Annotated in this window: 16 protein-coding genes; 10 read left to right on the top strand and 6 right to left on the bottom strand. The window is 65.5% G+C overall.

Annotation, left to right across the window (positions count from 1 at the left end; genetic code table 11):
• Positions 1-104: 104 nt before the first annotated feature.
• The 5 genes from fabB to N7422_RS14195 form a co-directional block, all read right to left on the bottom strand.
• Entirely contained in the window at positions 105-1,325 is a 1,221-nt protein-coding gene (fabB, locus tag N7422_RS14215; protein ID WP_279807120.1) for a beta-ketoacyl-ACP synthase I, read from the bottom strand.
• Positions 1,326-1,336: 11 nt separating this feature from the next.
• Entirely contained in the window at positions 1,337-1,852 is a 516-nt protein-coding gene (gene fabA, locus N7422_RS14210) for a 3-hydroxyacyl-[acyl-carrier-protein] dehydratase FabA (RefSeq protein WP_023631260.1), read from the bottom strand.
• Between the two features lie 207 nt (positions 1,853-2,059).
• The gene (locus N7422_RS14205; protein ID WP_279807119.1) at positions 2,060-3,988 is read right to left on the bottom strand and encodes an ATP-binding protein; all 1,929 of its coding nucleotides are present in this window, start codon (positions 3,986-3,988) and stop codon (positions 2,060-2,062) included.
• Complete coding sequence (locus tag N7422_RS14200; RefSeq protein WP_279807118.1) at positions 3,985-4,875, bottom strand: ABC transporter substrate-binding protein; 891 nt, start codon at positions 4,873-4,875, stop codon at positions 3,985-3,987. Before N7422_RS14200 ends, N7422_RS14205 begins: the two co-directional genes overlap by 4 nt.
• A complete protein-coding gene (locus N7422_RS14195; protein ID WP_279807117.1) occupies positions 4,875-6,989 on the bottom strand; it encodes a TonB-dependent receptor in 2,115 nt (704 codons plus the stop codon). Before N7422_RS14195 ends, N7422_RS14200 begins: the two co-directional genes overlap by 1 nt.
• 200 nt (positions 6,990-7,189) lie before the next feature.
• Between N7422_RS14195 and N7422_RS14190 the strand changes: the two genes are divergently transcribed.
• From N7422_RS14190 to sixA, 3 genes are read left to right on the top strand one after another with little or no spacing between them, the layout of a single operon-like run.
• Positions 7,190-8,215, top strand: coding sequence for an NAD(P)H-dependent glycerol-3-phosphate dehydrogenase (locus N7422_RS14190; RefSeq protein ID WP_279807116.1), 1,026 nt, complete (start codon positions 7,190-7,192; stop codon positions 8,213-8,215).
• 13 nt (positions 8,216-8,228) lie between these two features.
• Entirely contained in the window at positions 8,229-8,576 is a 348-nt protein-coding gene (locus N7422_RS14185; protein ID WP_279807115.1) for a DUF4389 domain-containing protein, read from the top strand.
• Positions 8,573-9,031 carry a phosphohistidine phosphatase SixA gene (gene sixA, locus N7422_RS14180; protein ID WP_279807114.1) on the top strand — a complete coding sequence of 153 codons (459 nt, stop codon included), beginning with the start codon at positions 8,573-8,575 and terminating at the stop codon, positions 9,029-9,031. The genes N7422_RS14185 and sixA overlap by 4 nt, the downstream gene beginning before the upstream one ends.
• 77 nt (positions 9,032-9,108) lie before the next feature.
• Here sixA and N7422_RS14175 read toward each other — a convergent pair whose 3' ends face one another.
• Positions 9,109-12,705: a hypothetical protein gene (locus tag N7422_RS14175; protein ID WP_279807113.1), complete on the bottom strand. Its 3,597-nt coding sequence runs from the start codon at positions 12,703-12,705 to the stop codon at positions 9,109-9,111.
• A 201-nt stretch (positions 12,706-12,906) separates the two neighbouring features.
• Between N7422_RS14175 and N7422_RS14170 the strand changes: the two genes are divergently transcribed.
• From N7422_RS14170 to kdpA, 7 genes are all read left to right on the top strand, one after another.
• The gene (locus N7422_RS14170) at positions 12,907-13,257 is read left to right on the top strand and encodes a hypothetical protein (protein WP_279807112.1); all 351 of its coding nucleotides are present in this window, start codon (positions 12,907-12,909) and stop codon (positions 13,255-13,257) included.
• Positions 13,258-13,350: 93 nt separating this feature from the next.
• Positions 13,351-14,139 carry an alpha/beta hydrolase gene (locus N7422_RS14165; RefSeq protein ID WP_279807111.1) on the top strand — a complete coding sequence of 263 codons (789 nt, stop codon included), beginning with the start codon at positions 13,351-13,353 and terminating at the stop codon, positions 14,137-14,139.
• Positions 14,136-14,990: an alpha/beta hydrolase gene (locus tag N7422_RS14160; protein ID WP_279807110.1), complete on the top strand. Its 855-nt coding sequence runs from the start codon at positions 14,136-14,138 to the stop codon at positions 14,988-14,990. Before N7422_RS14165 ends, N7422_RS14160 begins: the two co-directional genes overlap by 4 nt.
• A gap of 102 nt (positions 14,991-15,092) precedes the next feature.
• On the top strand, positions 15,093-15,887 hold the full coding sequence (locus tag N7422_RS14155; protein ID WP_279807109.1) for a DUF4892 domain-containing protein: 795 nt from the start codon (positions 15,093-15,095) through the stop codon (positions 15,885-15,887).
• 12 nt (positions 15,888-15,899) lie between these two features.
• Entirely contained in the window at positions 15,900-16,952 is a 1,053-nt protein-coding gene (locus N7422_RS14150) for an AI-2E family transporter (RefSeq protein WP_279807108.1), read from the top strand.
• A gap of 176 nt (positions 16,953-17,128) precedes the next feature.
• Positions 17,129-17,218 (top strand): K(+)-transporting ATPase subunit F, encoded by a 90-nt coding sequence (kdpF, locus tag N7422_RS14145; protein WP_279807107.1) that lies wholly within the window; start codon positions 17,129-17,131, stop codon positions 17,216-17,218.
• 9 nt (positions 17,219-17,227) lie between these two features.
• Positions 17,228-18,922 carry a potassium-transporting ATPase subunit KdpA gene (gene kdpA, locus N7422_RS14140; protein ID WP_279807106.1) on the top strand — a complete coding sequence of 565 codons (1,695 nt, stop codon included), beginning with the start codon at positions 17,228-17,230 and terminating at the stop codon, positions 18,920-18,922.
• Positions 18,923-18,928 lie beyond the last annotated feature (6 nt).

Raw genomic sequence — 18,928 nt, 5'->3', positions numbered from 1 at the left:
TCGCGACACAAGGCCGCTCCTACAGGTAGGTGTGCATCATCTGGCAGTACAAACAAAAACGCCCGGACCAAGGTCCGGGCGTTTTTGTTCAGCAGGTCAGGCGATCACTTGCCTTCCCAGCGCTTGAGCACCAGGGTGGCGTTGGTGCCGCCGAAGCCGAAGCTGTTGCTCATGACGGTATCGAGCTTGGCGTTCTCTTCGGTCTTGCGCAGGATCGGCAGGTCGGCGACCTCCGGGTCCAGCTCGTCGATGTTGGCGGAGCCGGCGATGAAGTTGTTCTCCATCATCAGCAGGCAGTAGATCGCCTCGTGCACGCCCGCGGCGCCCAGCGAGTGGCCGGACAGGCTCTTGGTCGAGCTGATCTTCGGTGCCTTGTCGCCGAACACTTCACGCACGCCCTTCATCTCGGCGACGTCGCCGACCGGGGTGGAGGTGCCGTGGGTGTTCAGGTAGTCGATCGGGGTGTCGACGGTGGACAGCGCCTGCTGCATGCAGCGGATGGCGCCTTCGCCGCTCGGGGCGACCATGTCGTAGCCGTCGGAGGTCGCGCCGTAGCCGACGATCTCGGCGTAGATCTTGGCGCCGCGGGCCAGGGCATGTTCCAGCTCCTCGACCACTACCATGCCGCCGCCGCCAGCGATGACGAAGCCGTCACGGTCGGCATCGTAGGCGCGCGAGGCCAGTTCCGGAGTTTCGTTGCGCTTGGTCGACAGGGCGCCCATGGCATCGAACAGGAACGACTGGCTCCAGTGCTCTTCTTCACCGCCGCCGGCGAAGACGATGTCCTGCTTGCCCCACTGGATCTGCTCCATGGCGGTGCCGATGCAGTGTGCGGAGGTGGCGCAGGCCGACGAGATCGAGTAGTTGATGCCCTTGATCTTGAACGGGGTGGCCAGGCACGCCGACACGGTGCTGCCCATGGTGCGGGTGACGCGGTACGGGCCGACACGCTTGACGCCTTTCTCGCGCAGGGTGTCGAGGGCTTCCATCTGGTTCAGGGTGGAAGCGCCGCCGGAGCCGGCGACCAAACCGGTACGCGGGTTGGAGATCTGCTCTTCGGTCAGGCCCGAGTCCTTGATCGCGTCCTGCATCGCCAGGTAGGCGTAGGCCGCGGCGTGGCCGACGAAGCGGAAGACCTTGCGGTCGATCAGCTCTTCGAGGTTGAGGTCGATGGAACCGGAAACCTGGCTACGCAGCCCCATTTCCTTGTATTCCGGGTTGTAACGGATACCCGGACGGCTGTTGCGCAGGTTTTCGGTGACGGTAGCTTTGTCATTGCCCAGGCACGATACGATGCCCAGACCAGTGATCACGACGCGGCGCATGCGAATAACCCTTAGAAATTGTCAGTGGAGGTGAACACGCCGACCCGCAGGCCTTCGGCGGTGTAGATCTCGCGACCGTCGACGCTGACCGAGCCATCGGCGATGGCCATGTTCAGCTTGCCCTTCAGGACGCGCTTGATGTGAATGTTGTAGGTGACTTTCTTGGCGGTGGGAAGTACCTGGCCGAAGAACTTCACTTCGCCCGAACCCAGGGCGCGGCCACGGCCCGGCAGACCCTGCCAGCCGAGGAAGAACCCGACCAGCTGCCACATGGCGTCCAGGCCCAGGCAGCCCGGCATCACCGGATCGCCTTCGAAGTGGCAGGCGAAGAACCACAGGTCCGGATTGATATCCAGCTCGGCGACCAATTCACCTTTGCCGAACTTGCCGCCTTCTTCGCTGATGTGGGTGATGCGATCGACCATCAGCATGTTCGGGGCGGGCAGTTGCGCATTACCGGGGCCGAACAGCTCACCGCGACTGCAGCGCAGCAGGTCTTCCCGGGTAAAGGCGTTTTGTTTGGTCATGCGAGCTCCTCAATAACCCCCTGCGGCAGGGGACGAATCTTCCCGGCCGGCCCGATTCGCTTTGGCATTCGGGACGGCAGCCTACAGGTAGACTATTGCGTTGTGGTGAAAGTCACAGCGCACCTGGCAAAAGAAGTACAGGTGTGCACTGAAATGTTATTTTCCGGCCCTGAGGCGGTCCTGTCCAGTCCCTAAGACTGCCGCACTTTAGCATTTATCGCCAGTCGCGGTTGCCTGACCGGGCAGCCAGCGGCGCAGGATGCGCTGCAGGTCGGTGCGTTTGAACGGCTTGCTCAGGTAATCGTTCATGCCCGCGGCCAGGCAGCGCTCGCGGTCACCCTGCAGCGCGCTGGCGGTCAGGGCGATGATCGGCAGGTCGGCCGCCTCGGGCAGCAGGCGAATGCGCCGGGTGGCCTCGAAGCCATCCACCTGCGGCAGGCGGCAGTCCATCAGCACGGCGGCGAACCGTTGCTGGCCGACCAGGTCGACGGCCTGGGCGCCGTCGATGGCCAGGCTTACCTCGAACCCCAGGCTGCGCAGCATGGCTTCGATGACGCTCTGGTTGACCGGGTTGTCCTCCACCAGCAGGACCCGTCCGCCGCTGTCCTGCGCCATGTTGTCGCGCATTTGCGCGCCGGGCGGGGCCAGCGTTGCGCTGGCCAGTGTCAGCGGCATTTCCAGGGTGAAGGTCGAGCCCAGCCCTTCGCGGCTTTCGCCGCGCAACTGGCCGCCCATGCGTTCGGCCAGGGTGCGGGCGATCGACAATCCCAGGCCGGTACCGCCGTAGCGGCGGGAGATGGAGCTGTCGGCCTGCTGGAAGGCGACGAACATCATTTCCAGGCGGTTGCTGTCGATGCCGATGCCGGTGTCGCGTACCGTGCAGGTCAGCCAGATAAGCTGGCGATCGAGCACTTGCCAGCGCGCCTCGATGGCCACCTCGCCACGCTCGGTGAATTTCAGCGCATTGCCCACCAGGTTCAGCAGGATCTGGCGGATCCGCGTCGGGTCGCCGACCACCTGCAGGTGCTCGATGCCGGGCGGCAGTTGCAGGCGCAGGTCGAGCCCGCGTTGCTGGGCGGTGTGCTGGAACGACTGGACGCTGCTGGTGACCAGTTCGCCGACGTTGAACTCGATGTGTTCGAGCTCCAGCGTGGTGCGCTCGATCCGCGAGAAGTCGAGGATGTCGTTGATCACCTTGAGCAGATGGCCGGTGGATTCGCTGGCCACCGCGGTGTAGTCGGCCTGCTCGGCGGTCAGTTCGGTGGTCTCGAGCAGTTGCAGCATGCCCAGCACGCCGTTCATGGGCGTGCGCAGCTCGTGGCTCATCATCGCCAGGAAATCCGATTTGGCGCGGTTGGCCTGTTCGGCCTCTTCGCGGGCCTGGATCAGTTGCCCCATGGCCTGCTGCTGTTCGTGGGCGGCCTGGTCCAGGGCGCTGGCGAGGTTGTTGATGTGCCGGGCCAGGTGGCCCAGTTCGCTGTCGTCGACCACCGGCAACGGCGCGTTGAAGTCGCCCTGCTGGATCGCCCGCACCGCGTGGCCCATGTCGCTGATCGGCCGTGACAGGCTCATGGCCAGGCGCCGGGCCAGCAGGAAGGTGAACAGCAGGGCGAACAACGCCAGGATCGCGGCCTTGATCACGATTTCCTGCTGGCGCTGGCTGAAGGCGTCATCGGACATGCCGACGATCACCCGCCCCAGGTAATCGTCGCCGATGCGCGGGGGCGGCGCCTTGCCCTGCAGGAAATCATTGTCCAGGCGGATCTGCTGCAGGCGGATGGGCGCCTGGAACACCTCGACCCGCTGGGCGCGGCTGAGGCTTTCGTCGGGTTGTTCGACGTACACCAGGATATGGTTGCGGCTGTCCTGCACCTCCAAAAAGCGCACATGGGGAATGCTGAGCGTCGCCCGCATCAGACTGTCGAGCACCTCGTTGTTGCCCGAGATCACCCCGTACTCGGAGGCTGGGGCCAGCTGGTTGGCGATCAGTTGCCCGGTGTGGTTGAGCTCCTGGCGCAGATCCTGGATGCGCACGAAGGTAAAGAAGCTGATCAGCAGCAACGTCAGCAACAGGGCAGGGCCCAGGCTGATGATCTGGGTGCGGGTATGGATGTCCCAGCTCAGGTGTTTGCTCATGGGGCAGTGGCTCCTTCGGCAAGGGCCACGGCGGCGGCGGCGGGGTCGATCGTTTCCAGGCCCAGGGCGCGGGCCACCTGCTGGTTGCCGCTGACGCCGAAGTGCGCGGGATAGAGGCTGCGCGGCCAGTGGGACGGCGGTTGATCGAGCAGTTGGCCGAGCACCGTCAACCAGTCGTCCTGGTCGCTGTAGGTGCTGGCCAGCGCGCCGGCCCGGACGAACCCGGCGTTCGGCCCGATCAGCGCCATCTGCCGGCCATAACTGCTGAGCAGCACGTTCTTGGCCGATTTGGAGTTGTACAGGTCAGGGTCGTCCAGCCCCAGCAGTACGTCGCTGTTGTTCAGCAGATGCTGCAGAGGGCGGCTGTCGCGCAGGTCGGGCCAGTCCTGGGCGACGATTTCCAGCCCCAATGGATGGGCCGCCTGGCGCAGCTCGTCGAGCAGGAACCGGCTGTGCTCGCCGTAGAGTACGCCGATCCGCCGGGCCTGGGGCAGCAGGTAGCGGGTCAGGCGCAGCTGGCGGGACAGCGGGGGGTCGCTCCACAGCAGGCTGAGGAAGGCCGGGCGTGAAGTGCCCAGACGCTGCTGGGCCTGCACACGGCTCACCCGCAGCGCCAGCGCGGGTGGCCCGGCGCTTTCGCTCAGTCGCCATTCCAGGGCCGGGGTGTCGAGCAGCACCAGTCGAGTGTCGGGCTTGAGCCTGCCCGGCCTGGGCAGTTGCGCCACGGTCTGGAACCGCACCTGATCGTGGGGTCGGTGTTTGTCCAGGGCCGCGACGAAGCTGCGAATGCCCGGCTGGTCTTCGCCGCCGACCAGCAGGATTTCGCTGGCCGACAGCGATCCCAGGGGCCAGAGACAAAGCAGCAGCATGCGCAGCAGACGGATCATCAGAATTCCAGCTCCGCGCTGACGCTCAGGCGATGACGGCTGTCGTAGCGGTTCTGCACGAGGGTGACCGGGTCATCGTCCAGGCGCTGTTGCCACAGGGCGGCCAGCTCAAGATTGCTGTCTTGCACCTTGAAGCGTTTGGCCACGCGCAGGTCCATGCGCTCGTAGCGATAGCGGTTGAGCGCATCGTCACCGTAATAGAAGAGGGCGCTGGACCAGCCGTCGCCCCAGTCGCGCATCCAGCCGGCCGAGCCGCTGTTGCGGGCGGTCAGTCGGCTGTCGGCCGGGTTGCTGGCCCAGGCATCGACGTAGGCATAGGTGACGCGCAGCCGGTCGCGATGGGTCGCGCGCCAGTCGAACTGCGCTTCGCTGCCGCTGAAGCGCGCCTTGTTGGCGTTGCTGGCGATGTACTGGTTGTTCTTCAGCGGCTCGCTGATCATGCCGGTGATTTCGTCGTAGAACAGCTTCACGTCCATGCTCAGCTCGAGGTCGCTGAAATAGCCGTTGTAGCCCAGCTCGCGCGAACGCATGCGCTCCTGGTCGAGGTTGCCCGGGCCGCGGGTCTTGACGAAGTATTCGCCATCCTGCAGGCCGTAGCGGTTGGGCGTCAGGTTCTTGACCGTGTAGCTCCAGTTGACGTTGTTCTCGAACATGTCCGGCGAGCGGATCGCCTCGGAGTACACCGCGCGCAGGCCATGGCGCGGGGTGATCAGGTAGTTCACCGCCATGCGCGGGGTGAGCGAACTGCCGGACAGCTGCGAGCGCTCGTACATCGTCCCGCCCTGGACGATCCAGTGCTCGTCGGCGCGCCATTCGAGCTGGCCGAACAGGCGCCAGGTCTGGTCGTCGAGGCTGCCATTGAAATAAGTCTGCGAGTCGGCCCGGTCATAGCGGTAGTTCATGCCGCTGACCAGGCGCAGGCTGTCGGTCAGGCTCAGGGTGTCCTGGATTTCCAGGTCGTAGCGGGTTTCCCGGGTGCTCTGGTCGACGTTGCCGCAGATCGTGTTGTTGCCGCCGTTGGCCCACTGGCTCTGCACCTCGCCCATCAGGGCATCGAGCACCGGGTCGGTGGTGCTGGGCAGGTTGCCGCTGTACAGGTTGCGCGCGACTTTTTCGGCGAAGTTCGAGTCCAGTTGCCACAGGCGGGTCAGCTCCGGGCTGAAGGCGATGGCGGCATCGCAGGCGCGCCACACCTGCTGGCGATCGAAATGCTGGGCCGAGCCCTGCACGTACAGGCTGTGCTCGGGGTTGAAGTCGATGTTCCAGCGCACCGAGCCCGCGTAGTCCTTGGCGTTGACATCGGCATTGTCGCCGGCCCGGTAGTTGCCGAATACCGGCTGGTAGGTGTACGGGCGCTGGTTGCTGCCTTCCTTGGCCGCCAGTTGCCACTCCAGGGTCTGGTCCGGCGCCAGGTAATGGCTGGCGCTGAGGTTGATGCGGTTGAGCCGGCGGCTGTCGCGGTAGTCGCGGCCGAACTGGTCCTGGTCGAAGCCGTCGTCCTGCTGGCCCGACAGCGACAGGCGCAGGTCGCCGCCGTCCCAGCCGAAACCCTGGCTGGCGTAGTAGTCGTTGATGCCATCCTGGCCACGGGTCAGCTTCAGGCGCGTGCCGTGGCTGTCGGCGGGGTTGCGGGTGAGGATGTTGACCACCGCCATCAGCGCGTTGGCGCCATAGCTGACGGTGTTCGGCCCGCGGAACACCTCGATGCGTTCGATGTCCTCGATGGCGACGGGGATGTCGCTCCAGTCCACCGTGGCCAGCCCCGCCCGGTACACCGAGCGCCCGTCGATCAGCACCTGCATGCGCCGGGCGTCGCTGACGTTGCTGCCGTGGTAGTTGACCGTCGCCTGGTTGCCGGCGCCGTAGCCGATCATCATCCCCGGCACCAGGCGCAGCAGCTCGGGGATGTCGCGGGCGCCGCTGGCGCGGATCAGCTCGCTGTCGAGCACGGTCATGCTGCCGGGGACCGCCGCCGGGGATTGTTTCAGACGGGTCGCGGTCAGAACCTGGGGCAGGTCCTGGTTGTCGATGAACAGATCATCGGCCACGGCCGGTCCGCCCAGCAGGGCAGTGATCAACAGCAGACGCGGGTAGGGAGGCGTGCCAGCGAACACGGGAGGCCTTGTTTCAGAAATGAATCAGGCATGTTAACCGACCGCGCAGGTTTTGCCAGTGACCCGGATCACCGAAGTCGACCGACGCCCCTGTGGGGGCGGGCCTGCCCGTGAAAGGGTCGGCACTGCCACTGGTTCTGTCGCATGTGCCCCGTATAATGCGCCAGTCGCCACTTACTTTATTGGTTAACGGATTGGATATGACTGAACAGCAACCTGTTGCAGTTCTTGGAGGCGGCAGCTTCGGCACCGCCGTGGCGAACCTGCTGGCGGAGAACGGCCACCCGGTGCGGCAGTGGATGCGTGACCCGGCCCAGGCCGAGGCGATGCGCGTCAACCGCGAGAACCCGCGCTACCTCAAGGGCATCCGCCTGCATGACGGCGTCGAACCGGTCAACGACCTGCTCGCCACCCTGCAGGGCAGCGCGCTGATCTTCGTCGCCTTGCCCTCCAGCGCCTTGCGCAGCGTGCTGGCGCCCCACGCCGAGCTGCTGCGCGGCAAGGGCCTGGTCAGCCTGACCAAGGGCATCGAGGCGCACACCTTCAAGCTGATGAGCCAGATCCTCGAGGAAATCGCCCCCCAGGCGCGCATCGGCGTGCTGTCGGGGCCGAACCTGGCGCGCGAGATCGCCGAGCACGCGCTGACCGCAACCGTGGTCGCCAGTGAGGACGAGGCGCTGTGCCAGCAGGTGCAGGCCGTGCTGCATGGTCGCACCTTCCGCGTCTACGCCAGCAGCGACCGCTTCGGCGTCGAGCTGGGCGGGGCACTGAAGAACGTCTACGCCATCATCGCCGGCATGGCCGTGGCGTTGGGCATGGGCGAGAACACCAAGAGCATGCTGATCACCCGTGCCCTGGCCGAGATGACCCGCTTCGCCGTGAGCCAAGGCGCCAACCCCATGACCTTCCTGGGCCTTGCCGGGGTCGGCGACCTGATCGTCACCTGCTCCTCGCCCAAGAGCCGCAACTACCAGGTCGGCCACGCCCTGGGCCAGGGTCTGAGCCTCGAGCAGGCCGTCAGCCGTCTGGGCGAAGTGGCCGAAGGGGTCAACACGCTCAAGGTGCTCAAGGCCAAGGCCCAGGAGGTGGGCGTGTACATGCCGCTGGTGGCCGGCCTGCATGCGATCCTGTTCGAAGGCCGCACGCTCAACCAGGTCATCGAGCACCTGATGCGCGCCGAGCCCAAGACCGATGTCGATTTCATTTCCACCAGCGGTTTCAACTGAGAAGGAGCGACTTATGAACGATACCCCGGAGCGCGCCGCCCGCGAGTCGATCATTCTGCGGGTGCTGTGGATGCTGGTGTTCCTGGTGGCCTGGCAGCTGGCCGAGCTGCTGCTCGGCGGCCTGGTGCTGGTGCAGCTGATCTACCGGCTGATCTATGGCGCGCCCAGCGCCAGCCTGATGAATTTTGGCGACAGCCTCAGCCAGTACCTGGCGCAGATCGGTCGTTTCGGCACCTTCCACACGGATCAGAAACCCTGGCCGTTCGCCGACTGGCCGACCCCGCGCGCGCCGGAAGGCGAAACCCCGCACGCGGTCGCGCCTGCGCCCCACCCGGTGCGTGACGAGGAGCCCAAGCTGTGAAGCTCTGGGTGCTGCGCCACGGCGAGGCCGAGCCGCGGGCCAACACCGACGCCGAGCGGCGCCTGACCGCCCATGGCCGCGAGCAGGTGCTGCACAGTGCCGCCCGGCTGTTGGGGCAGCCGTTGCAGGCGATCATCGCCAGCCCCTATGTGCGAGCGCAGCAGACGGCCGCGCTGGTGCATGGGGCGCTGGGGTTCGCCGAGCCGGTGCGTACGGTGCCGTGGTTGACGCCGGAAAGCGACGTGCGACAGGTCATCGGGGAAATCGAGCGGTTGGGGCTGGAGCATGTGCTGCTGGTCAGTCACCAGCCGTTGGTGGGGGCGTTGGTGGGGATGCTGGAGCATGGTCATGGACAACGGCCAGCCCCCATGAGCACCGCCAGCCTGGCGGAGCTCGAAGGAGACTGGCCGTTGGCCGGTTTGATGAGCCTGCGTGGACTTTACCAACCGGCTTGAACCTTCGGTTGCCGCCGCTCGGCGACCCCGCTCGATGAACGGGAGCGCGTTGCGGCGATCTTCCCAAGGTCGCAGTTTCAGCTCCGATCCAAGTCTTCAGTTCTGAGCAGCAGCCCTCGGTTGCGCATCCCTGAGCCGGTGCCTGCCTCGGTGTAGATGGCGATCTGGTTGTCACTTGTCGCGACACGAGGGTTCGTTACCAAGTTGTCGTTATGGTTGATATTTCTTTCCGGACCGATCGGCCTGAATTGCTCGTTGTACCTGGCATAGGAAACGCCCCCCGCCGTTCTGTTCCAAGCGACGATGTACTCGAACCGGGTGATTTTTGTCGGGTCGCTGGGCTTTTTACCATCGCTCGTGCGGTGCGCCTCGACGATGCTTGGTTGCGACACCCCCGCCATCTGCGTGAGTGTGACAGGGGCGGGTAGCGCTGCGCTCCACGGGAACAGCGCAATGGTATCGCCATACAGCAAGATGCCTTGGTTCGGTTGCTGCCTCGTATAGACGATCATGAGCTCCGGGGTGAACGGGTCATCGCGCAACGTGATGTCGAAACGATTGATACTGGTCGCGCCGAGAGAGCTGAATGGGTAGATCTCCACACGCCCTTGGATCGGCAGGCCGACTTGCACAATCCGCAGGGTGCTGGCGTTTTCCTTGTATACCGCGTACACCGTGTTGGAGTAGTAGGTCAGGGTGATGGCGTGGGTCAGCGAGGTATTGAGGTCGGTCGTGTTGGCCCGGTATCCGGCGTCGATCACCCTCGTGATTTCGAACTCCGGACTTCTGGGTGTGAGTGTCGCGACATCGTAGTAGGTGCCTTTGATCGAACCCACCGTGCCTGTGACGTTGACCCAGGTCACGAGCAGCAGGCCCTGAGTCCCTGCCTGTGGGCAGTAAACGATGCGCGGGTGGATATTGTAGCCCCCCGAGCCGCTGACATTGCGAGTGCCGTAGTTATCACGCATCCCGAATTCATCCACCTCATATCGGCTGAGGTAGATATTGAAGATGTTTGTGTCATGGTTGCTCGCCCACACCGGCACGATGTTGTCCGTGCCGGGAATCGCGGCGTAGTGGATGCCACGCTGTATGCCGGTATAGATCCTTGGCACCACGACGGGTTGGGACAACACGCCCCGGTTGCTCATCACACTGGCCATATGCGTGGTGTTGGTGCCTTGTACCGTACTCGTGAAGCCGGTCACCAAATGGTTGCTACGCTCGGTCAGGACCAGTGTGTCCATGAGGTCGTTCGCGGCAGTGTCATGGATGATGCTGTCCCACCACTGAGTGGGGCTGCTGAACAGCACGCCATGATGTGGAGAGAGCCTCGGCCCCCACTCGACCATCACGATGGCGAAGCCGCCCAGGTTGCCAGGCGCCATGTTGGTCATGAGCACTCGCTCAATGCTCCTGCCAAGCGGTGCGGTAAAGGTGTTTTTCACCGGCTGCCTGTCGGTTGTGAACGGTATCGCAAGGGTGTCGATCAGCCCTTGGCTGTCATAGAACGCGAGCAGTAGCTGATGGCTGGCGGATTCGCTCGAGGTCTTGACCCCGTGGGTGTAGAGCGAGAATGTCTCGAAGACGCCGGATGAGCTGAACTGCAGGATGCTCGAGTCGGCCGCGAACAGCGTATTTTCGTGGCTGACGTTGATGTTGCTCATCTGGTTGCCCAGAAACAGCGGTTCGATCAGCATGCCGGAACGGATTTCGACCGGGCGCCCTACCACCAAGGCCGCTGCCGGGAGCGTTGCGAACGTCTCTCTCCCGGAGGTCAGCGGTTGCTGGCGTACGACGAGCGCTTGCTCAGTGAGCACGCGCGCGAGGCTTTCATCCGGGTTGCCATCGAACGCTACTTTGGCCTGGATTCGCAGTGGCGCGCCGAATTGCAGCTTCGCCAATTCCGCGCGTGGCAGCACCACTTCGATATCCTGGGGTTCATCCTCGACCGGCTGATTGCGCGCGGCGTAAAAGCGAAATGCACTGCCATCGGCTTGCGTTCCGTTGACGACGATCCAGAAAAGCTGGCCCGGCGCAGACAGCAGCCAGTGGTCCAGCTCGATCGTGGCGTCACCCTCGAAGTCGGCCAGGATCAGCTCGCCCCATTGAGCCTGCGTGACGGTTGGCGTGGGCAGGTCGGCTTGAGCCAGTGCTTGCACCTCCAGGAAGAGCGGCTGGGAAATGCGCGTGCTTTCCCGCTCTTGCGTGACGCTGTATTGCACCCAGAGCTGCTTGCCCATGCTGGCCGCGACCACGCTGACAGGAACGTGGAAGTCGACGAAGCCGGATGCATTGCCGTGCTGTTGACCGATCGTGGTCTCGCCCCACGTCAGTTCGATGAGGTCGGTGCGTTGCATTGCGTCGTAGCGCACGCGAACGCTTGCCCCATCGAGCGCGTCATGAGGGGAAAGCACCGGCCCTTGGGCCTTGGCTACTTCTGGAGCGGGAAGGTTTTCGTCGAGCATGGTTTCGGCCTCTAGCGACAGGGGGGTGGGAACATCGGGATTTTGCTGTCGCACGAGGCGCGACAGTGGGTGAGCTTGCGCGCCGGCACACAGGTCCCAGGCCACTCGATCGATGCCGAAACCAGAGTCGTTCGGAGGTTCCGGCACGCTGATCAGTTCTGCCCATTCGATACTCCGCCCAGGAGGGGCGGTGAAGGTGCTGGTGCGAGGCGGGCGTTCACGCGAGATCGGCAAGGTGAGCGCGTCGACAAACCCGAGGTGATCGTGGAAACGGAAGGTTTGGCCCAGGGTGTGGACATAGAAGGCGCTGACCGAAAAGGTTCGGATGGCGCGGGGGAAGGTGAACCTGAGGATGGTCTCGCCCGCGATGAACAAGGTGTTGTCTAGCGTTGTATTGATGTTGGTCGTCACGCCCCAGGCAGACCCTACCTGAACAGGCGTGATCTGCATCCGCGAAGGAGTGAGCACGGGATTGTCATTGGACAGTACCTGCCGTGGGACGGCGGAGAAGTCCTCCTCGCAATCGGTCGATGTCAGGATGGTCAGTTCCCGCTCAGGGAACTCGCGCGCCTGCTGCTCGTCCTGGGCAGGCACGAATGCCACGCGGGTGGAGATGGTCAAGCGGCTTCCTTCCTGCAACTGCCGAAGCACCTGCAGGGGCAGGATCACGTCCAGCCCATTCACCACTTCGTCATCGTCGACGACCTGGCCGCTGGCGAGCGGGAACGTTTGCCGATCACCGTTGTGCAACGTGCCGTTCACGCTCATCCAGTACCGCTGGCCCCGTGCGATCAATGGCCAGGGGGCGAGCAGGACATTGGTGTCTTCCTCCATCCCGATCGGGTCCAATTCACCATACTCGTTGGCGGCAGGCACCCATGGCGTGGGCAGATGCCCGGCATCGAGCTCCAGCACCTGCAGGTTGAGCACGTCGGACGTCGTCACTGGCATACCGTCACGGGTTACCGCATATGTGACGGGGATCTCTTCGCCCTGGCTGGCGGCAACCACCCAGGTTGGAATTTCGAACAGCAAAGGGGCGGCGTCGCCGAACTGGGGGGGGGTCTCGTAGAGCTGCCCCCAGGTGACCTTGATCTCGTCGCTGGCCCGGATGTCAGGGTACGTCACGCTGGTGGTCGCACCGTTCTGCGCGAGGGCTGGGTCTAGTACGGCATCCGCCGCATCGAAGGAAATATGGGTGGTCATCGCGGGCTCCTGTGGGCACGAACAAGTGCCACGGAGTATCCGGCAAGTTCTTGGCCGTGAAACCTGGCAAAAATGCTAGGTCGGACACCGGCCTCCAGCCCGCTCGCAGGCCAGGCGGCTGGCAGTTTTACCAGTTGTTCGTCCAAGTGGGCGGCGGTACCGTGCGCCCACGCAAGGACCATCGATATCAGGGAGATTCACATGAGCAGTTGCCGTCCAGAGCTGGTGCGCTCGGTCGATCCGCAACCGCAGCTGGACAAGCTGCGGGCCGACGGTGTGCCGGATTTCGCCGAGTACCGACTGCTGCAGGACTGCGCCGACGACCGTCTGGACCAGTTGCTGCGCAAGCTCGAGGGGCGGGCCGACCTGGAGCCGTTGCGTCAGGCCGGCATCGGCATGGCCCATGCGCTGCAGACCACCTGCCTGATGCTGCGCCGGCTCGAACTGGATGCCGCCGACCAGGCCCTCGCCCGCCAGGCACTGGAGTATCAGCTGGCCTACCTGCACGCCTGCCTGCGCCGTTCGATGCGCAGCTTCGACCACAGCCAATGACCTGATCACCCTTGGCGATGACCTATCCGAACGTTGCCGCCACCGCGTGCCTTGCCGACAATGGGCCATCCTTCCCGTGCAGAGCAGGCGGCCATGTCGCAGCAGATCTTCTTCGCCCACGCCAATGGCTTCCCTTCGGCCACCTACGGCAAGCTGTTCGCGGCGCTGGCGCCGGACTATGCGGTCCGGCACCTGGCACAGCATGCCCACGACCCGCGTTTTCCGGTGAACGACAACTGGCAGAGCCTGGTGGACGAACTGTTGCACCACCTCGAGCAGGAGCAAGCCCCGGTCTGGGGTGTCGGCCATTCGCTGGGCGGTGTGCTGCACCTGCACGCGGCGCTGCGCCGCCCCGAGCTCTACCGTGGCGTGGTGATGCTCGACTCGCCGGTACTGACCCGGGTCGACGAGTGGCTGATCCAGGCCGCCAAACGCCTGGGCTTCATCGACCGCATCACGCCGGCCGGGCGTACCCTGGGCCGGCGCGAGGCGTTCCCCGACCGCGATAGCGCCCGCCGCTATTTCGCCGGCAAGACGCTGTTCCGCCACTTCGACCCGGAATGCCTCGAGGCGTACCTGGAGCATGGCCTGGAACAGGGCGAGGACGGCCTGCGCCTGCGCTTCGACCCGGCCACGGAGATCAGCATCTACCGCAGCATCCCCCACGTCAGCCCGGCCAGCCCGCGCCAGTTGCAGGTGCCGCTGGCGATGGTGCGCGGCGCGCAGAGCCGGGTGATTCGCAAGCATCACGCCCTGGCGGTGCGCGGCCTTTCCAGGGGCGAGTACCACAGCCTGCCGGGCGGTCATATGTTCCCGCTGGAGCGGCCCACCGATACCGCCAGCCTGATCAAGGGCCTGTTCGACCGCTGGGGCCAGGCATGAGCGCCCAGGTCGAGGAGATCCGCCTGACGCTCGGCCATATCGAGCTGGCCGCGCACCTGTTCGGCCCCGCCGACGGCCTGCCGGTGATCGCCCTGCATGGCTGGCTCGACAACGCCAACAGCTTCGCGCGCCTGGCGCCCCGGTTGCGGGGGCTGCGCATCGTCGCCCTGGACCTGGCCGGGCACGGCTACTCGGAACACCGCCCGGTCGGCGCCGGCTATGCCTTGGCGGACTACGCCCATGACGTGCTGCGCGTCGCCGAACAACTGGGCTGGCAGCGCTTCGGCCTGCTCGGCCATTCGCTGGGCGCGATCATTTCGGTGCAGCTGGCAGGGGCACTGCCCGAGCGGATCAGCCACCTGGCGCTGATCGACGGGGTGATCCCGCCGACCATCAGCGAACAGGACGCCGCCGAGCGCCTGGGCATGGCGCTGCAGGCGCAGCTGCGCCTGGAAGGCAAGCGCAAGTCGGTATACGCGACCCTGGAGGAGGGCGTCGAGGCGCGCATGAAGGGCATGGTCGCGGTCAGTCGCGAGGCCGCCGAGCTGCTGGCCCAGCGCGGCCTGATGCCGGTGCCTGGCGGGTACAGCTGGCGCAGCGACAGCCGCCTGACGCTGCCATCGCCGACCCGCCTGAACCAGGCCCAGGCCATGGCCTTCGTCCAGCGGGTGGCCTGCCCGGCCTGCCTGGTGGTGGCGGCGGATGGCATGCTCGCGCGCCACACGGAATTGCTCGAGCAGCTACCCTTCGAACAAGTGGTGCTGCCCGGCGGGCATCACCTGCACTTGAACGACGACCAGGGCGCGGCCCTTGTTGCAGACTGTTTCAATCGCTTCCTTGGCATTCCTTGACTTGCACCGAGCAAGTGTCGAGGCTTGGCGGCTTGAAAGGGAGACCACCATGCACATGCCAGACATCCACACGACTCAGCCCCGCAGCCAAGAGGGCTGCCGATGAGCGTATCCGTTCACGCACGCGTCGCCATCGCTGCCTGCTTCGCCTTCGCCAGTCCGGTGCTGTGGGCCGGTGACCTGCCGGTCCCGGTCGATGCCAAGGTCGTCGACCAGCGCCCCGCCGTCGAGCAGGAGCGCATCTACCCCATGGGCCCGCTGCGCAAGATCAGTGGTCGGTTGCGGGTCGACGACAAGGTCGAGAGCCGCGGCCAGGTCAGCTCCATCACCTACGAACTGCCCGTCGAGCGCAGTGCCCGCGAAGCCTTCACCAGCGCCCGCGAGGCATTGCAGCAGGATGGCGGCTACCCGCTGTTCTGGTGCCAGGGCCGCGACTGCGGCGAAGCCAGCCTGTGGGCCAACGACGTGTTCGCCAATGCCCGCCTCAATGGTGGTGACGAACAGCAGGCGTTCATCCTCCTGCGTCGCTCCGCCGAGGAAGCCGACACCCTGGTCGCGCTGTACAGCGTGACCCGTGGCAACCGCCGCGCCTACCTGCATGTGGAAGAGTTCGTCGCCGCCAGCCCGCTGGGCGAACTGCTGCCCACCGCCGCCACGGTGCTGCGTGAGCTGCGCGACACCGGCAAGCTCGACTACCCTGACCTTGCCCAGCCCCAGGCCACCTGGGCGACCCTGCTGGCCCGCAGCCTCAACCTCGACAGCACCCTGCGTGCCAGCCTGAGCGGCGAGGGCGCCGAAGCCTGGCGCGAACAGCTGGTCAAGGCCGGCGTACGCAGCAGCCGGCTGGAAGTGGGCAGCGCGCCGACCGAAGGCCTGCACCTGGAACTGATCCGTTGAGTGAGGGCCAGCATGGCCAACAATGACCGCCTGTTGATCCAGATCCTGCTGCTGGCGCTACTGGGCGCCGCGTTGTGGGTGATGGCGCCGTTCATCTCGGCGCTGCTCTGGGGCGCCATCCTGGCCTTCGCCAGCTGGCCGCTGATGCGCCTGCTGACCCGGGTGCTGGGTGGGCGCGAGACCCTCGCCGCCAGCCTGCTGACCACGGCCTGGATCCTGATCGTGGCGCTGCCGCTGGTGTGGCTGGGGTTCAACCTGGCCGACCATGTTCGCGATGCCACCACCTTCATTCGCGACGTGCAGGTCGATGGCCTGCCCGACGCGCCGGCCTGGGTGGCGGGCATTCCCTTCGTGGGCGAGCGCCTGGTCGGCTGGTGGGAGTCGCTCGACCAGCAGGGCGCCGCCTTGCTGGCCTCGGCCAAGCCGTACTTCGGCCAGGTCGGCAACTGGTTGCTGGCGCGCAGCGCGCAGATCGGCAGCGGGGTCCTGGAGCTCTCCCTGAGCCTGGTGTTCGTGTTCTTCTTCTACCGTGACGGCCCGCGCCTGGCGGCCTTCGTCCACCGTCTGCTGCACCGTCTGGTGGATGACCGCGCCGATTACTACATCGACCTGGTGGCCGCGACCGTGCAACGGGTGGTCAATGGCGTGATCGGCACCGCGGCGGCGCAGGCCCTGCTGGCGTTGATCGGCTTCCTGATCGCCGGGGTGCCAGGGGCCATCGTCCTGGGCCTGGTGACCTTCATGCTCAGCCTGATTCCCATGGGGCCGCCGCTGGCCTGGATACCGGCCACCGGGTGGCTGGTGTGGGAGGGTGAGTACGGCATGGCGGTGTTCCTCGGCATCTGGGGCACTTTCGTCATCAGCGGCGTGGACAACGTGCTCAAGCCGTACCTGATCAGCCGCGGCGGCAATCTGCCGCTGGTGATCGTGCTGCTCGGCGTGTTCGGTGGCCTGATCGCCTTCGGGTTCATCGGGCTGTTCATCGGGCCGACCTTGCTGGCGGTGGGCTACAGCCTGCTGCTGGACTGGAGCCGCAACTCCACGCAGCACACGCCGCAACGTTGACCTTCGGGCCTCTTCGCGGGTTTACCCGCGAATGGGCCCGTGCAGCGATCTGGTGTATCTGATCTTTTACGCTTTCTTTATGCCCTGACACCACCCCCGATCTCGCCCCTTTACGCCCCTCCCTCGGACAATTTCCCCAAAGCGGCCCTCTCGCCGCAACCAGGGGAGTTTCACTCATGTACATGCTCGACGGGTTGTCACTGCTATCGGCAGTGGCGTTGGCGGTTTACCTGCTGGTGGCGCTGCTGCGCGCCGATCGCAGCTAAGGGGCGGCCATGCACAGTTACGACTACCTGTTGCTGCTGGCGTTCTTCGCCATCGTGCTGCTGCCGGCGCCCTGGCTCGGGCGCTTCTACTACAAGGTGATGGAGGGCCAGCGTACCTGGCTGTCGCCGCTGCTCGGCCCGGTGGAGCGGGGCTGTTATCGCCTGTCCGGGGTGAACGCCGACCAGGAGCAGAACTGGAAGCAGTACACCCTGGCCCTGCTGGCCTTCAACCTGGTCGGTTTCCTGATGGTGTTCGGCGTGCTGCTGCTGCAAGGCAGCCTGCCGCTCAACCCGCAGCATCTGCCGGGTCAGGAGTGGTCGCTGGCGTTCAACACCGCGGTCAGCTTCATGACCAACACCAACTGGCAGGCCTACAGCGGCGAGGCCTCGGTCAGCTACCTGAGCCAGATGCTCGGCCTCACCGTGCAGAACTTCGTCAGTGCCGCCACCGGCCTTGCCGTGCTGGTCGCCCTGTGCCGGGGCATCGCCCGTCGTTCGGCCAGCACCCTGGGCAACTTCTGGGTCGACCTGACCCGCGCCACCCTCTATGGCCTGCTGCCGCTGTGCCTGCTGCTGGCGCTGCTGCTGGTGTGGCAGGGCGTGCCGCAGACCTTCGCCGACTACGCCCATGCCGTGACCCTGCAAGGCGCCGACCAGACCATCCCGCTGGGCCCGGCCGCCAGCCAGATCGCCATCAAGCAGCTGGGCACCAACGGCGGCGGCTTCTTCGGCGTCAACTCGGCGCACCCGTTCGAGAACCCCACGGCCTGGAGTAACCTGTTCGAGGTGGCCTCGATCATCCTGATCCCGGTGGCGCTGGTGTTCACCTTCGGTCACTACGTCAAGGACCTGCGCCAGAGCCGCGCGATCATCGCCTGCATGCTGGCGCTGTTCCTGATCGGCGGCAGCACCGCGCTGTGGTCGGAGCATCAACCCAACCCGGCCCTGGAAAGCGCGCAGGTGCAACAGAGCGCGCCGCTGGAAGGCAAGGAGAGCCGCTTCGGCACCACCGCTTCGGTGCTGTGGACGGTGACCACCACCGCCGCCTCCAACGGCTCGGTCAACGCCATGCACGACAGCCTCAACCCGCTCACCGGCATGGTGGCGATGGTCAATATGATGGTCGGCGAGGTGATCTTCGGCGGCGTGGGCGCAGGCCTGTATGGCATGTTGCTGTTCGTCCTGATCGCTGTGTTCCTGGCCGGCCTGATGATCGGCCGCACCCCGGAATACCTGGGCAAGAAGCTGCAGGCCCGTGAAGTGCAACTGCTGGTGGCGACCCTGCTGGTGATGCCGGTCGGCGTGCTGATTCTCGGCGCCATCGCGGCCAGCCTGCCCGGGCCGGCCGGCGCGGTCACCAACCCCGGTGCCCACGGCTTCAGCCAGCTGCTGTACGCCTACACCTCCGGCACCGCCAACAACGGTTCGGCCTTCGCCGGCTTCGGCGCCAACACGCCGTTCCACAACGTGATGATCGGCCTGGCCATGCTGATCGGCCGCTTCGGCTACATCCTGCCGGTACTGGCCCTGGCCGGCAGCCTGGCGGCGAAGAAAAGCGCACCGCAAGGCCTCAACAGCTTCCCCACCCATGGCCCGCTGTTCACCACGCTGCTGCTGGTGACCATCCTGCTGGTCGGCGGCCTGACCTTCCTGCCGACCTTGGCCCTTGGGCCGATCGCCGAACACTTGAGCCTGGGTTTCTGAGGAATC

This window comes from Pseudomonas sp. GD04091 (assembly GCF_029836165.1).
Classification (GTDB): Bacteria; Pseudomonadota; Gammaproteobacteria; order Pseudomonadales; family Pseudomonadaceae; genus Aquipseudomonas.
The sequence above is the reverse complement of the archived record's forward strand: the minus strand, read 5'-3'. Positions and strand labels throughout refer to the sequence as shown.